This is a genomic window from Shimia thalassica (assembly GCF_001458215.1).
GTDB classification, from domain to species: Bacteria; Pseudomonadota; Alphaproteobacteria; order Rhodobacterales; family Rhodobacteraceae; genus Shimia; species Shimia thalassica.
The window spans coordinates 1,148,680-1,163,507 of sequence record NZ_CYTW01000001.1 but is presented as its reverse complement, the minus strand read 5'-3'; the positions used below and the strand labels follow the sequence as shown (position 1 = coordinate 1,163,507).

At 56.2% G+C, this 14,828-nt stretch carries 15 protein-coding genes; 6 read left to right on the top strand and 9 right to left on the bottom strand.

Going from position 1 to position 14,828, the window contains the following annotated elements; all coding sequences use genetic code 11:
* The first annotated feature begins 101 nt into the window (after positions 1–101).
* Positions 102–1,229, top strand: a complete 1,128-nt coding sequence (locus tag PH7735_RS05380; protein ID WP_058310259.1) for a glycosyltransferase family 61 protein — start codon at positions 102–104, stop codon at positions 1,227–1,229.
* A 7-nt stretch (positions 1,230–1,236) separates the two neighbouring features.
* Here the strand turns inward: PH7735_RS05380 and PH7735_RS05375 are convergent, their stop codons facing one another.
* Both PH7735_RS05375 and PH7735_RS05370 read right to left on the bottom strand, forming a co-directional pair.
* On the bottom strand, positions 1,237–2,394 hold the full coding sequence (locus tag PH7735_RS05375; RefSeq protein ID WP_058310258.1) for a polysaccharide pyruvyl transferase family protein: 1,158 nt from the start codon (positions 2,392–2,394) through the stop codon (positions 1,237–1,239).
* 140 nt (positions 2,395–2,534) lie between these two features.
* Positions 2,535–3,140: a flavin reductase family protein gene (locus PH7735_RS05370; protein WP_058310257.1), complete on the bottom strand. Its 606-nt coding sequence runs from the start codon at positions 3,138–3,140 to the stop codon at positions 2,535–2,537.
* Positions 3,141–3,219: 79 nt separating this feature from the next.
* On the opposite strand from PH7735_RS05370, the gene PH7735_RS05365 reads away from it, so the two are divergent.
* Together PH7735_RS05365 and PH7735_RS05360 are read left to right on the top strand one after the other, a co-directional pair.
* The gene (locus PH7735_RS05365; RefSeq protein WP_058310256.1) at positions 3,220–3,711 is read left to right on the top strand and encodes a GNAT family N-acetyltransferase; all 492 of its coding nucleotides are present in this window, start codon (positions 3,220–3,222) and stop codon (positions 3,709–3,711) included.
* A 31-nt stretch (positions 3,712–3,742) separates the two neighbouring features.
* The gene (locus PH7735_RS05360; protein WP_058310255.1) at positions 3,743–4,519 is read left to right on the top strand and encodes an EcsC family protein; all 777 of its coding nucleotides are present in this window, start codon (positions 3,743–3,745) and stop codon (positions 4,517–4,519) included.
* Between the two features lie 57 nt (positions 4,520–4,576).
* Here PH7735_RS05360 and PH7735_RS05355 read toward each other — a convergent pair whose 3' ends face one another.
* On the bottom strand, positions 4,577–6,220 hold the full coding sequence (locus PH7735_RS05355; RefSeq protein WP_058310254.1) for a SulP family inorganic anion transporter: 1,644 nt from the start codon (positions 6,218–6,220) through the stop codon (positions 4,577–4,579).
* A 275-nt stretch (positions 6,221–6,495) separates the two neighbouring features.
* Here PH7735_RS05355 and PH7735_RS05350 point away from each other — a divergent pair, with 275 nt between their 5' ends.
* Both PH7735_RS05350 and PH7735_RS05345 read left to right on the top strand, forming a co-directional pair.
* Positions 6,496–7,371: an S-methyl-5'-thioadenosine phosphorylase gene (locus PH7735_RS05350; RefSeq protein WP_058310253.1), complete on the top strand. Its 876-nt coding sequence runs from the start codon at positions 6,496–6,498 to the stop codon at positions 7,369–7,371.
* Positions 7,368–7,997 (top strand): LysE family translocator, encoded by a 630-nt coding sequence (locus PH7735_RS05345; protein WP_058310252.1) that lies wholly within the window; start codon positions 7,368–7,370, stop codon positions 7,995–7,997. The genes PH7735_RS05350 and PH7735_RS05345 overlap by 4 nt, the downstream gene beginning before the upstream one ends.
* 41 nt (positions 7,998–8,038) lie before the next feature.
* On the opposite strand, the gene PH7735_RS05340 is transcribed toward PH7735_RS05345, so the two are convergent.
* Positions 8,039–8,485, bottom strand: a complete 447-nt coding sequence (locus tag PH7735_RS05340; RefSeq protein ID WP_145865264.1) for a hypothetical protein — start codon at positions 8,483–8,485, stop codon at positions 8,039–8,041.
* Between the two features lie 32 nt (positions 8,486–8,517).
* Here PH7735_RS05340 and PH7735_RS05335 point away from each other — a divergent pair, with 32 nt between their 5' ends.
* The gene (locus PH7735_RS05335; RefSeq protein ID WP_058310250.1) at positions 8,518–9,057 is read left to right on the top strand and encodes an adenine phosphoribosyltransferase; all 540 of its coding nucleotides are present in this window, start codon (positions 8,518–8,520) and stop codon (positions 9,055–9,057) included.
* Positions 9,058–9,236: 179 nt separating this feature from the next.
* Here PH7735_RS05335 and PH7735_RS05330 read toward each other — a convergent pair whose 3' ends face one another.
* The 5 genes from PH7735_RS05330 to thrC all read right to left on the bottom strand — a co-directional run bounded on the left by PH7735_RS05330 (position 9,237) and on the right by thrC (position 14,826).
* On the bottom strand, positions 9,237–10,649 hold the full coding sequence (locus PH7735_RS05330; RefSeq protein WP_058310249.1) for an FAD-binding oxidoreductase: 1,413 nt from the start codon (positions 10,647–10,649) through the stop codon (positions 9,237–9,239).
* A 42-nt stretch (positions 10,650–10,691) separates the two neighbouring features.
* Positions 10,692–11,504, bottom strand: a complete 813-nt coding sequence (locus PH7735_RS05325; RefSeq protein WP_058310248.1) for an MBL fold metallo-hydrolase — start codon at positions 11,502–11,504, stop codon at positions 10,692–10,694.
* A gap of 84 nt (positions 11,505–11,588) precedes the next feature.
* On the bottom strand, positions 11,589–12,179 hold the full coding sequence (locus PH7735_RS05320) for a GNAT family N-acetyltransferase (RefSeq protein ID WP_058310247.1): 591 nt from the start codon (positions 12,177–12,179) through the stop codon (positions 11,589–11,591).
* Positions 12,179–13,441 carry a M16 family metallopeptidase gene (locus PH7735_RS05315; protein WP_058310246.1) on the bottom strand — a complete coding sequence of 421 codons (1,263 nt, stop codon included), beginning with the start codon at positions 13,439–13,441 and terminating at the stop codon, positions 12,179–12,181. Before PH7735_RS05315 ends, PH7735_RS05320 begins: the two co-directional genes overlap by 1 nt.
* Positions 13,438–14,826: a threonine synthase gene (thrC, locus tag PH7735_RS05310; RefSeq protein ID WP_058310245.1), complete on the bottom strand. Its 1,389-nt coding sequence runs from the start codon at positions 14,824–14,826 to the stop codon at positions 13,438–13,440. Before thrC ends, PH7735_RS05315 begins: the two co-directional genes overlap by 4 nt.
* Positions 14,827–14,828 lie beyond the last annotated feature (2 nt).

The window sequence follows — 14,828 nt, the reverse complement described above, 5'->3', positions numbered from 1 at the left end:
TTTTTCGCAAGAAGCGGTTGTACGAGATGCCTTTGTTCTGGCAATCCTTGGTCCAAGTGCCCAAAATAGCGCGCAGGTAACAAGACCATTCGGATGGCCCCATGAGCGAAACCACTCCAGAATTTGCCGCCCCAAGGCTTCAGGGCCCTTTTGAAGGGACATTGCTAACCGGTGGGAACAAAACCCGCTTCCTGCGCGAGTTTGGCATTTACGGCGTCGACGGCGTGGCGCTTCCTGATAGTGATATTGGCGGACAAGAGCTCAGCTCGTTTCCCGCAGAAAATCCAGACATCCCGACAGATGTTCCTGAATTCGAGGGCCCTGCCTTGTTCGCAGGTCTTGTTCTGGAACAATTCGGGCATGTCCTTATGAATTCGCTGGGGCGACTTTGGGCGCTGGACAAGCTGCCATCGGATGTGACTTTGGTGTTCGTTCCCAAAAGACGCCCTGCGGCACGGAACTATCCCTTTTTGCGCATGATTTTAGACATGTTCGGAATTTCGAACGATTTCATCATCACCAAAGGGCCGATGCATTTCAAAACGCTTTATACGGCAAGTGACCTGTTCGGAGAGCGCTATCTTGGGCGCGGCTCGGTCCCGTTTTTCGACTGGCTGGACCAGCGGCTTCCTGCGGCGGGGCCGGTTACCAAGGGGCGCAAAGTGTATCTGACGCGTACCGGACTTGGCGACAAGATCGGTCGTTTTGCCTGTGAAGATCACCTTGAAAAACAACTGGCTGCGCAAGGATACGAAATCGTCGCCCCTGAAAAGTTGGGGTTGCTACCGCAGATTGCACTGTACCAAGACGCAGAGCATCTGATTTTCTCGGAGAGTTCCGCCCTGCACCTTTATGGTATGGTCCGCCGCCCCGGTCAGACGGCCGCAGTCATCAAAAGACGGGAAGAGTTGCCCGTCCTGATCCGCACCCAGATGAATGATCGCGCAGGAACAGACGTTGCCGAAATTCACGCCCTGCGGCGGATTTTTTGGCCACCGCTGCGCAGCGACCACCTGTCAATCTCACTGCTCGATTTCAAAAAAGTCCATGATCAGCTTGCCGCGGCGAACCTGGTTGATCTCGACGCCCCATGGCAGGCCCCAAGCTTTGACGCCGAGAAAAAATCCATGGTGGCAGGGCTCGAGCCCGGTGAAAAACTGCTGAACCGGCAAGAGCGGCGCGACTGGTTGCGCGCACTGCGAAAGGCGCGCGACGGCAAGGCCTGGTAAGGCCCGCCTAGCGGTCTCGCAATTTCGCAGCAATCACATCGAGGTTTTCAGCGGCCCTCTTGGCCAAACGCGGCGCATTCGCCGACAATGACCGGCGGCGAGCCAATCCTTGTGGCCAAGGGGTTTTGCCCATATTTGTTGGCGTATACACCCGCTCAAAAAACGGATCATTGGTCCAGCTGTTCAGATAGGCACCCAGCTTGCCAATGCGTTGCTTGAAGTTGAAATACGGGATGCCATAGGCCATCGACGTGATCGTGCCATGCAGGCTTGTACCGATATAGAAACTCGCGCCCTTAAAGATCGACAGGATGCTGGACAGGCTGCCAACTTTGTCAATCAGGGCCAGATCCCCCAACTCGTCAGCAATTTTGCCCAGAATAAGCTGGTCGTCATGATCCGCCGCATATCCCAAAGGCGTCAGATACACCTTGCAGCCGCTGGTCTGGCAAATCCGGCGCAGTTGGGCGGCAACGGCCTCGGGCGACATGTTGTCGTCGTTCACGCATTGGAAAACGAAATAAGGCGCATCACAGCCAACATCGTGGTTTTCCAGATCGGAAAACAGACCATCCGCGATCAACGACACGGCACATGGCGCAAGGCGCACGTCCTGCCCTGTGGCCCTGATCGGCTCAAGCGCGCGTCGGTCACGAATGGAAACATGTGTGGCTCCGGCAAGGCGGCGTGTCATTTCTTCACCACGCTTTGGAATCTTGCCGCCTGCAGCAACAAAATAGACGCCATTGCCGAACATTTCGGGCGGCGGCACATAGGGGCAAGACCAGATGCCGCCCAGTTCTTTGCGCGCATGGCTGGCAAAAGCATCCGGATCGGATTTGACCTGTGCCCGCATGTCAATCGCCTCTTCCCGGCTTGAGGCGTTATGCAGAAACAGTGCGGACTCGGAGGTGGCAATCACCTCGCCTCCACAAACGATAACAGCAGAGTCATCGCCTTCTTGCGGGACGATATCCATGATCGCTTCAGACGGCAGGCAGTCGCGGTCGCGCATGTCGGATTTTGTCAGACTGGCAAACCGGACATCGTATTTGGCAAGCATATCGTCGTGATAGCGTTCAAAATAGCGATGGATCACCATCGGCATCAACATGTCGCCATAGTTAAACCGATCATAGGCGCCGAAAAGAATAAGCTTGGCCATGAGATACCCTCAACAAATACTGCTCGTGATGAGGGGGCATTCCCCCCCTTTTTTCTTTTTTGTCAGTCTAGAACATAATCCCCAATCTGGGTACAGTCTTTATCTTTGCGCAGAACTGTTTCCTGATGGTGAATGCCGGATCAATCGTCAGGCCGCGCCAGCGTAAAGGTGTTGTCCACGATTGAATAATCGCGATACCCCAGCCGTGCCAATGGCCGGAAGGTCGTGACGTCGAAAATACCGTCCTTAAGGCAATCCTCGCGCATGTGGATGCCGGTTACGCGCCCATGCACAACGAAATTCGCCTCTCCTTCGATCTGGACGATCTGGGTGACTATGCACTCCATGCTGGCAGGCGCGTTCTCAAGGCGGGGGCAATCAATCGTTTCACACTCTGCCGCTGTAAGGCCTGCGCGCTCGAATTCATCAACGCCCTTGTCAAATCCGGTCGTCGAAACATTCATGGCGTCCATCATTGCCGCCTCGACCACGTTGATACAGAAGACCCCAGAGGCTCTGATGTTGGCAACCGTGTCTTTGGTGCCGTCCTGATCCGCCTTGATCCCGGTCGAGGCAAACATCACCTGCGGCGGTACATAGGCCGTTCCATTGAAAAAGGAATACGGGGCAAGGTTTGCGACACCCTTCTCATCTTTGGTCGAAACCCAAGCGATGGGGCGCGGCGTGATCAGCGCATTGAACGGGTTGTGCGGAAGGCCGTGCCCGTCTTCTGGACGATAAAACATCCTGTTCTCCTATAGGTTTGCCCCAGAGGTAACGCCGTGTTAGGGCGGTTTCCACGAAAAAGATGAATGAGGCGCGCAGGTGCTCCAACTTTCAGCAGAAACAGACGACGACTGGTGGGAAGTCGAGGCACTTTACGACCTGTGTTTTGCACCGGGCCGCGAAGCGTTGTCCTCATACCGGCTGCGCGATGGCGTGCCGTCGGTGGCTGGCCTGTCACTTGTAGCGCGTGACGGCGACAATATTCTGGCTGGTGCTATACGGTATTGGCCCGTGCGTGTTGGTGGCCATGATGTTCTATTGTTGGGACCTGTTGCGGTGCACCCGACCCGTCAGGGCGAAGGGCTGGGCGGATATTTGATCCGCGAAAGCCTTGCCGTTGCTGCGCCCTTGGGCTGGGAACGTGTTTTGTTGGTGGGGGACGCGCCCTACTATTCGCGTTTCGGGTTTTCCAAGCTAGACGGCGTGCGCATGCCCCCGCCCACGAACCCTGATCGTGTGTTGGGCTATAACCTGACCAAAGATGCATGGAGCGGAGTCACAGGTGACGTCGTTTCTGTAGCAGGGACTTGATCCAAGCGCCAAGAACCCCAATGTCTTAGGCATGTCACATGCTGAACTGATCTGGTCGCAAGACCACTTGCCCCGCGACGTGGATGCAGAATTGATGCGCTTGGCCCTGCGCTATGAAGCTGCGGGCGGCGCCGGAATTGAACTGCTTGGGCTTCTTGGAAGCCACGCCGAAGGTCTTTTTGAAAAGTTGCCCGAACAGGTTCGGATGCACATCGAAGGGGCCACCGACCAATCTCTGAGACAGGCGATGAAAGTCGCGCAGAGTTCGCGTTCGGTTGTCGGTGATCGGGTTGGCTGGCTGAATACGGCTGTCGCGGGCGCCTTGGGCGCCGCCGGTGGTTTCGGAGGTACGCCGACGGCGCTGGCCGAACTGCCCGTCACAACTATGATCCTGCTGCGCGAGATCCAGAGCGAGGCCGCGCGGCTTGGCTTTGATCCGGCTTCGGAAAACGTGCAATTTGATTGTGTTCAGGTTTTTGGCGCCGCCGGTCCACTCGCTCGGGATGACGGGGCAGACATGGCCTTTGTAGGCGCCCGCATGGCCCTGACCAGTGGTTCGATGCAGGCCCTCGTGGGTAAAGTTGTGCCCAAGCTGTCTGTCATTCTCGGCAAGAAACTGGCGGTTCAGGCTGTTCCCGTGTTTGGCGCCGTCGCCGGAGCGGCGGTGAATTATGCCTATATCACCTATTACCGTGAAATCTCGCATGTGCACTTCGGATTGCGAAAGCTGGCGATCGACAGCGGCACCGACCATAACACTCTGGTTGCTGATCTGAAAAACCGCGTGGAATACATCAAAAGCCGCTGAAGGTATTTGACCGGCGATACAAAAAGGGCCTTCCCGTTTGGGAAGGCCCTTTTGTGTTTAGTGTCCGCCCAGAATGCCGGTTCGAACAGAATAATCCACGGCAATTTCATAGTCGGGATCATCATCACTATCGACGATAAGGTGTCCCGCACGGCTCAGCAAACCGTGGCAATCACGGCTCAGGTGGCGCAGGATCAGGGTTTTACCGGCTGCTTCATATTTCGAGGCAACCGCCTCGATGGCTTGCAACGCTGATTGATCGGCAACACGGCTGCGCTGGAAATCCACGATGACGTGATCGGGATCATGCGCGATGTCGAACAACTCGGTAAAGCCTTCTGCGGAACCAAAGAACAACGGGCCTTCGATTTCGTAAACCTTGGCACCCGGATCGCTTTCGGATTCGCGTGTCACGGCGTGAATACGGCGGGCGTTCTGCCATGCATAGGCCAGCGCCGAAACGATCACACCAACAACAACAGCTACGGCAAGGTCTTCCATGACGGTGACCACGGTGACCAGCACAATCACAAAGGCGTCCAGACGCGGCACACGGCGCATGATTTTAAAAGAATTCCATGCAAATGTGCCGATCACCACCATGAACATCACCCCTACAAGCGCGGCCAGCGGGATACGCTCGATCAAGGGGGACGCAGCGACGATAAAGAGCAACAAAAACACCGCCGCAGCGATACCTGCGATACGTGTACGGCCACCGGATTTGACGTTGATCATGGACTGACCAATCATCGCGCAACCGCCCATGCCACCGAAGAAACCGGTCACAACATTGGCGGTGCCCTGCGCGATACACTCCTGAGATGCGCCGCCACGTTTGCCCGTCATTTCACCAACAAGGTTCAGCGTCAGCAGCGATTCAATCAAACCAATCGCAGCCAGAATGACGGCATACGGGAGAATGATATAGAAGGTCTCGAGGTTGAAAGGCGCCAGCAATGCCGGTGGGTACAGCCCCTCTCCTTCACCGAACGGGACGTGGAACGAGGGCAGCCCGCCTTTGATCGAGGCCATATCGCCCACTGTCGGCACGTTGATGCCAAAGGCGATGACCACAAAGGCCGTGATCCCGATCCCGGCCAAGGGCGCAGGAATGGCTTTGGTCAGCTTGGGCAGGCCCCAGATGGTCAGCATCGTTAGCCCCACAAGGCCCAACATGGCATAAAGCTGTGTGCCAGACAGCCACGCTTCGGGATCGGTGGGATCCTTGAACTGGGTCAGTTGGGCAAGAAAGATCACGATCGCCAGACCGTTCACAAACCCGAGCATAACGGGGTGCGGCACCAGACGGATGAATTTCCCCCAATGCATGACCCCTGCGATGATTTGAAGAACCCCCATCAGGATCACTGTTGCAAAGAGGTATTCAACGCCGTGTTCTGCAACAAGCGCCACCATCACCACCGCCAGAGCGCCGGTTGCCCCGGAGATCATGCCGGGACGGCCCCCGATCAGCGCAGTAATCAGGCCCACCATAAAGGCGGCATAAAGACCAACCAAAGGATGCACCCCAGCCACAAAGGCAAAGGCGACCGCTTCTGGCACCAAGGCCAAAGCGACGGTCAATCCAGAAAGGATTTCGGTTTTGAGACGTCCCACCGAGAAGCCCTCATCCTGCATCAAGGACAGGTTGGGCGGGGACATGTTTTTGGCCAGCAAGGCCAATGCTGCGCGTTTCATGGATAGAACCCGAGTTTGGAGGAGATTTTGCTTGCTCTGGCCCTATCCGGTTTGTGCCTTTATCGCAAGCCTGCGCGGATCGCGCGTGTCTTGAACACTCCGAATGCTGCATAAATACGCGTTTCAAAGATGTGCCGCAGGTATGCGACCCTTAATAGGATGCAGACCAAGCCACCCGATCTTCAGAATTCTTTGCATGTTTTCAGGTACACCGATTGCAATGCACCAACCGACACGCCAAAAATGCAGGAACAACACATTTCAGGAGCTCTCCCATGACTGAAACCATGATCGCCGTGATCGGCGGCTCGGGCATTTACGATATCGACGGCTTGGAAAATGCCGAATGGATAGACGTCGAGACCCCTTGGGGCGCGCCGTCTGACCAAATTCTCACCGGAACGCTCGACGGTGTGAAAATGGCCTTTCTGCCGCGTCATGGTCGTGGACATGTGCACACACCCAGCACCGTCCCCTATCAGGCCAATATCGCCGCGCTCAAACAGATCGGCGTTACGGATGTGATTTCGGTTTCGGCCACGGGGTCTTTTCGCGAAGAGATGGCTCCCGGAGACTTTGTGATTGTGGACCAGTTCATCGACCGTACCTTTGCACGCGAGAAATCGTTCTTTGGTCCCGGTCTTGTCGCGCACGTCAGCGTTGCGCATCCGACATGCGGTCACCTGTCCGAAGCGTGTGAAACAGCCGCCAAGGCCGCAGGCATCAATGTGCATCGTGGCGGCACGTACCTTGCAATGGAAGGGCCACAGTTTTCGACACTGGCCGAGTCCAAAATGTACCGTGAAAGCTGGGGCTGTGACGTCATCGGTATGACAAACATGCCCGAGGCGAAACTCGCCCGTGAGGCCGAGCTGTGCTATGCCTCGGTCGCGATGATTACCGACTATGACAGCTGGCACCCCGATCACGGCGAGGTCGACGTTTCTGAGATTATTCGCGTTTTGATGGGCAACGCCGACAAAGGCCGCAATCTTGTCCGACGGCTGCCTGCGCTTTTGGGGAACGAGCACAAGGACTGTCCGCATGGGTGTGATCATGCACTAGAGTTTGCCATCCTTACTGCGCCCGAAAAACGTGACCCTGCGATGGTCGAGAAACTGTCCGTCGTCGCCGGACGGGTTTTGACATGAGCCTCGATATTTGGCTGGCCTTTGTCGCAGCCTCCACCGCTTTGTTGATGTTGCCGGGCCCGACCATTTTGCTGGTGTTGTCATATGCCCTGTCACAGGGGCGCAAGGTGGCCGTGGCCACCGCCGCAGGCGTGGCGGTCGGGGATTTCATTGCCATGTCCGCCTCACTGATGGGGTTGGGTGCCGTGGTACTGGCATCGGCGACTGCGTTTACCGCGCTTAAGTGGATTGGCGCGCTCTATCTGGTCTGGTTGGGCATTCGGATGTTCCGCAGTGCCGGACGCACCGACACGCCCGAGTTGGTCGAGACGCGTGATCTTCCCTCACGCGGCGTGTTTGGCCATGCCGCAGCCGTGACCGCGCTGAACCCCAAAAGCATCGGATTTTTCATTGCCTTTGTGCCCCAGTTCATCGATCCATCTCATGCGATGCTTCCCCAATTTGCCATTTTGATCGCGACCTTTGTGGGTCTGGCGGCAACAAATGCGATGATTTTTGCTCTGGCTGCAGACAAGCTGCGCGCACAGATTTCGAGGCCCCAGGTCATTAAGGGCCTGACGCAATTGGGGGGGATTACTCTGATCGGGATGGGTGTTCTAACGGCAACTCTACGTCGTGCTGGCTAGGCAAAAGAAGACGACGGTAAATTCTCAAGACACAGCGCCGGTCATTCGGCGCTGTTTTCTTTCATAAAGTTCCGGATAAAGCGGCGAATTTCGCGCGCTGCACTTGTATCAAGATCCTTGCACAGGTCGACGAACGCATCACGCTCCGCTTTATCAAGCCGCAAGACAAGTTGACTGTCTTTCTTTGAGGACTTCTTTTTGTCCGATTTCGTCATTCTGCCCCGGCACCATTCATAAGAGGTTGCAATGTGCACCAAACGTATATACATAAAATATACATTTGATGCACAAACATAAACGAGAAATTCTGGGAAAGGAATGACAAAATGAATTTGTTGACGGCAAAAACCATACTCGTCCGGGACCGCATGGACTGGCACAAACCACACCTGAACTGGATGTCGAACAAGGTTTATCGGTTTTTGCGCCACCGAAGCCAATAATCCTGTGCCAATCCGCCACTTGCACTGCTTGCGAATACCCGCCAAATGAGACCCGTTGATTTCAAGAGGGCCTCGCCATGAAAAGAAGCACAGACGTCAAAGACTATATCCGCACGATTGTCGACTTCCCGCACGAAGGCATTCTGTTTCGGGATGTGACAACTTTGTTTGCTGATCCACGCGGATTTCGGATGGCGATTGACCAGATGCTGCACCCTTTTGCAGGTGAGCGGATCGACAAGGTTGTCGGCCTTGAAGCTCGCGGATTTATCCTCGGTGGCGCCATTGCCCACCAACTGTCGTTGGGTTTTGTTCCCATCCGCAAAAAGGGCAAGCTGCCCGGCACGACGATCTCGGAAGAATACAAACTGGAATACGGCGAAGCGATTGTGGAAATCCACGACGACGCCATCCAACCGGGTGAAAAAGTTCTGGTTGTAGATGATCTTCTGGCGACCGGTGGCACGGCCGAGGCCGGTATCAAGCTGATCGAACGTCTGGGTGGCGAAATCGTGGCGTGTTCGTTCATTGTGGACCTGCCCGAGCTTGGCGGTCGCGCCAAACTGGAAAAAATGGGGATGAATGTCTCTCTCCTGTGCGAATTCGAAGGGCTGTAAAGCCGACTTTTTAAAGCTCTAAAGGCTTTGGTAACCTAATCGTGCAATTGAGATGCTGTCGGTTGGGTGCCGACGCCGCTTGCATGATCTTCAAGATCACCGCCTCGTACTTTCTCGGTGCGAGGCGGTTTTCATTGAGATTTACCCTACGGGACCTGCCCGCTGATACCGCCCATTGATCAGGCCGGAAGAACCACCCCTGGGTTCATGATACCAAGAGGATCAAGAGCCTGCTTTATGGCCTTCATCGCAACCACCTTGGCAGGGTCGCCATAGCGCATAAGATCACCGGTTTTCAGACGTCCGACACCGTGCTCGGCGCTGAACGATCCGGAATACTCGGCCACCAGATCATGCACCGCGAATTTCACCTGATCGCGCATGTTTTCATATTCGGACCGATCCCGCCCTTGGGCCGGAAAGACGTTATAGTGCAGGTTGCCGTCCCCAAGGTGCCCGAAGCAGTTGATCCGGAAGTCACCCAGTGACGCAATCACCTGCCCTGCCCGCGCAATAAAGTCTGGCAGCGTTTCAAGTGGCAGTGAAATATCATGGCTGCTGACAGAACCGATGCGTTTGTTGGCAACGGGAATATGTTCCCGCAATGACCAGAAATCGGTACGTTGCTGGGCGCTTTGGGCGACCACCCCATCGGTGACAAGACCTTCTTCAAGAGCATGCACAAAAATCTCTTCCAGCGTTTCGTCGGCGCGCGCGACCATCCCCAATTCGATCAGGACGGTCCAATCGGACGGCGCGGAAAAGGGCTGGCGAATGTCTGGCAGGGTCTCTGCGACAAACTCAAGCCCCTGACGGTGCAGCAGTTCAAAGGCGCTGACCGCCTCCCCCACATGGGAACGCGCAAGAGCCAAAAGACGCAAGGCAGCGGCCGGGTTTTCGACAACCATCAAGGCGGTTCCGACCGAGGACGGACGCGGCGACAATTTCAATGCGGCACCGGTGATAATCCCCAATGTGCCCTCGGACCCCACCATAAGCCCGCGCAAGTCATACCCTGTGTTGTCTTTGCGCAGGCGGGTCATCCCCTGCAAAATATCGCCGGTTGGCAAAACGGCTTCGATCCCGAGGCACAGATCGCGTGTGTTGCCATATCGCAAGACATTCACCCCACCCGCGTTTGACGCAAGATTGCCTCCGATACGTGCAGATCCTTCGGATGCCAACGACAATGGAAACAGACGATCCACCTCTTCTGACGCGGCCTGCACTTCGGAAAGAATAACGCCGGCCTGAACCTCGATCACGTTTTCCAAAGGATAGACACCAAGGATGCGGTTCATACGCTCCAGCGACAGAATAAGCGGCGTAGGACCGTCCTGCATCACCTGCCCGCCAACAAGCCCCGTGCCACCGCCAAAAGGCACAATGCCAACGCGCGCAGCATTGCAGGCTTTGACAATCGTCGACACCTGTTCGGTGGTATGAGGCAAGGCAACGTGCTGGTCCGGCGATCCGAAAAAACGGCCTCTTGGCTCTTCGAGAAACCTTGGGTCGGCGGGGCGCACTGTGCCCTCGGGCAGTTGTGCCTGAAGGGCGGCGATAAAAGCGTCGGAAGCAGGATTCAATGTCATGATCCCAGTCCTACCATCCGGGACGAGGCTGTCCAGTGGGGTCTAGCGATCCTCACGCAAATAGCGCGGCGCCAAGACGTGGATCGTTGGGCGCGCGGGCAAACTGCGCAACGACACCTCCAAGGCGCTTTCTCCGGTGTTGATGACATCATAGGTGTCGGACATTCCGGTGAGGAACGCGTTCAACGTCCATCCCTCGAACCAGTGCATCGGGATCACGATACGGGCTTTCACCTTGCGCAGAACACGCATCATGGTCGGGGTATCAAGGCTCATCCCGCCGTCAACAGCGGCCATAACCACATCCATGCGCCCCAAAGCGGCATATTGCGCAGCATTGGGTTCATGATGCAGGTGCCCCAAATGTGCCACACACAACCCGCCCACCTCGAACACAAAGATCGAGTTTCCGTTTTCTTCAACTCCGTCAAAACGGCGAATGTCGGTTGGCACATTCCGGATCAGCATCGAGCCAAGATCAAGATGGTGATCCGCAATACCGCCCAATTCATCCCATCCACGCAATACATGCGGGATCGCCGGATCAGGGAAAGCGGTCCAATGCGTGTCATGTGCATGATTCATCGTTACCGCGTCGGGTAGAAAAGCAACGTTCCCGAAAAATCCGGTAAAATCGGTAATCGCCGAGGTCCCGTCATCTGACTGGATCAGAAACGAGGCATGCGCGATATAGCTGATCCTGACATGGTGACGTTCGACCGGATCACGAAAAGACGCTTTGTGCAGGTATTCCAGACCCGGTGCCTGCGCCAAGGCAATACAATGGCTGGGGCGCCTGTCTTCGGACAAGGCCGGCGAGGCCAGAAAGAGCAAAACCAAAATCCAGCGGAACATGTGCGTCTCCCATCGTTATGGAACGCACTATAGCCGCCAAAAGGCGTCTCCTCCAAATCTTCCATAAAATAGGGCTGAACGGGTTCAGACTTGCCCCGCGAGCGTGCGCCCGCGACGGTCATGGCGCAACGCAGAATAGAGCACATGCGTCCGCCAGCGCCCGTTGATCTGAAGATAGCTTTGCGCCACCCCTTCGTACTTGAAACCCGATTTTTCCAAGACGCCCCGCGACGCGATATTCTCGGGCAGGCATGCCGCCTCAATCCGGCTCAGATCCATCTGGTTAAAGGCGTGATGCACAACCGCTTCGATGGTTTCGCGCATATAGCCGTGGCGCGTATGCTGTTTTCCGATCCAATATCCCAGCGTCCCCGATTGCGATGGGCCCCTGCGAATATTGTCGAGCGTGATCGCCCCGAGCAGGGCATTGTCGTGACGCCGGATCAGAAACAACGGCACCGCTGTGCCGCCGGATATCGAGCGCTGCGCCCAATACACACGATTGGTAAAGCTTTTGCGCGTCAGATGGTCCGCAGACCACGCGGGCTCCCATGGAATGAGGAAATCCGCACTGTCATTGCGCAGCTCAGACCATTCCCGAAAATCGGAGTGGACCGGCGGCCTCAGCGTGAGACGCTCGGTCTCGATCCGAACCTTCCGCCGCGCCAGTAACATCAAGCAGCGCGCCGCTCTTGCAGTGCGTCCAAGGTCGGTGCATCGCTCACGGGTCCGTAAAGCGCCAAAGCAGATCGTGCGACCGAGGCCATTTGTTCTGCAAATCCGCGCACATCGGCGTCGGAAACGGCATGAATCCGTTCGACGGTTTCATGCAAATCGGGGATACGCTTCCAGATCGACAACATGCGCGCCTGACGTTCGGCGCGGTTCGACGGGCTTTCCAGCCCCATCAAAAGGCCGGCTTTCATCTGCATGCGAGCACGTGCGATTTCTTCGGATGTCATGTCTTCGGCGGCACGCTTCAACTCATCAATCGTGATCTCGGCCAACTCGCCAATCTGGCTACCGGATGTGCCCGCATAAATCGTGGTCATCCCGGTATCGGCATAGGCCCCGGCCTGTGCGTAAATCGTATAGCACAGACCACGCTTTTCGCGGACTTCCTGAAACAGGCGCGACGACATTCCGCCTCCAAGGGCAGACGTGTAAATCTGCGCGGTATAGATATCCGGATCGCTATAGGACGGGCCTTCGAACCCAAGGGCAAAATGCGCCTGTTCGAGCTTTTTGACGGTCCGGTATTCACCACCCTGAAACTTGGCAGGCTCGTAGCCGGTATCCTGTCCCGGTGACATGTGCCCAAACAGGTCTTCCGCCAAACGCACGATTTCATCGTGGTCGATCCCGCCTGCCGCAGACAGAACCATCTGGTCGGGGCGGTAATGTTCGGACACAAATCCGGCAAGATCATCACGGCTGAAGCCTTTGACGCGCTCTTCTGCGCCAAGGATTGTCCGGCCAATCGGTTGATCCGGATAGGCACGTTCCTGCAACCAGTCAAAGATCACGTCATCCGGTGTGTCCAGAGCCTGACCGATTTCCTGCAGGATCACGCCGCGCTCGACCTCGATCTCGGCGGGATCAAACACGGGGTTCAGAACGATATCCGAGATCACATCCATGGCCAGAGGCACGTCCCCCTTCAGGACACGCGCATAGAACGCGGTGACTTCGCGGCTGGTATAGGCATTGATATACCCACCCACATCTTCAATCGCCTCGGCAATCTGCAGCGCGCTGCGACGGGTTGTGCCTTTAAAGGCCATGTGCTCGAGAAAGTGGGCGATGCCGTTTTGGGCAGAGCGCTCATGGCGCCCTCCGGCATCGACCCAGATACCAAGGGCTGCGGATTCGAGACCGGGCATATGCTCGGTTACGACACGAAAGCCGTTAGACAGCGTGTGCAGTTTAGTGGTCAACGGGCAGCGATCCGATCTTTTATCAAGGTTTTGAGATGCTCCAATTCATTGGGCACCTTTGTGACACGCTCGGGTTTGTCCATCATGTCCTGCATGTGCGGGGGCAACGCCGGACGCACGCCAATGGCGTTTTCTACAGCGTCAGGGAATTTTGCCGGATGGGCAGTGGCCAAAGTGATCATGGGTGTTTCATTCAGGTGTTGATTGGCAACCTTTACCCCACAAGCGGAGTGAGGGCAAAGCACTTCTCCAGTGTGGGTGAAACCCCACTTTATGGTCTCGACAGTCTCAGCCTCGGACGTGCGGCCGGAATCGAAATGGTCGCGCAAACTCTCCATCGCGCCCTGGCTGATCGAGAAGGACCCTTCTTTGAGTTCTTCCATCAATTGCGCCACGGCATTGCCGTCGCCGCCATAGGCATAAAACAAGGCACGCTCAAAGTTGGACGACACCTGAATATCCATGGACGGACTGATCGAAGGCGTTACGCCTTCTTTGGTATAGGCCGCCGTTTCCATAGTGCGGTGCAAGATGTCGTTCTGGTTGGTGGCGATCACCAGACGGTCAATGGGCAGCCCCATTTTCTTGGCGATATAGCCTGCAAAAATGTCGCCAAAGTTTCCGGTCGGGACGGTAAAGCTGATGTTGCGCGCAGGCGCACCCAACGAAACCGCCGTTGTGAAATAGTATACGACCTGGGCAAGAACGCGGGCCCAGTTGATTGAATTCACGCCAGCGAGTTTAACCCCGTCGCGGAATTCAAAATCGTTGAACATATCTTTAAGCTTGGCCTGACAATCGTCAAAGTCGCCCTCCATCGCCAGGGCGTGCACGTTGGCATCCGCTGGCGTGGTCATCTGTTTACGCTGGATGTCCGATACACGGCCATCGGGAAACAGAATAAACACATCGACATTATCAAGCCCGCGGAAGGCTTCGATCGCAGCCGAGCCTGTATCGCCGGATGTGGCCCCAACGATGGTCACACGCTCGTTGCGGCGTGCCAAAGAGAACTGGAACAACTGGCCAATCAGCTGCATCGCAAAGTCCTTGAACGCCAAGGTCGGCCCGTGGAACAGCTCCATCAGGAAATGATTGGGCCCCAGTTGCACCAATGGGGCGCGTGCATCATGGCGGAAATTTGCATAGGCGCGTGCGATGATGCCTTTGAACTCTTCATCCGTGAATGTGTCGCCAATGAAGGGCTTCATCACGCGAAAAGCCACCTCTTCATAAGACAATCCGGCCATCGCCGCGATCTCGTCTTTTGACAGGGTGGGGATGGTCTCGGGGACGTAGAGTCCGCCATCACGAGCGAGGCCAGTCAACATGGCTTCTTCAAAGGTGAGTTCCGGGGCGTTGCCACGGGTCGAGATGTATTTCACGG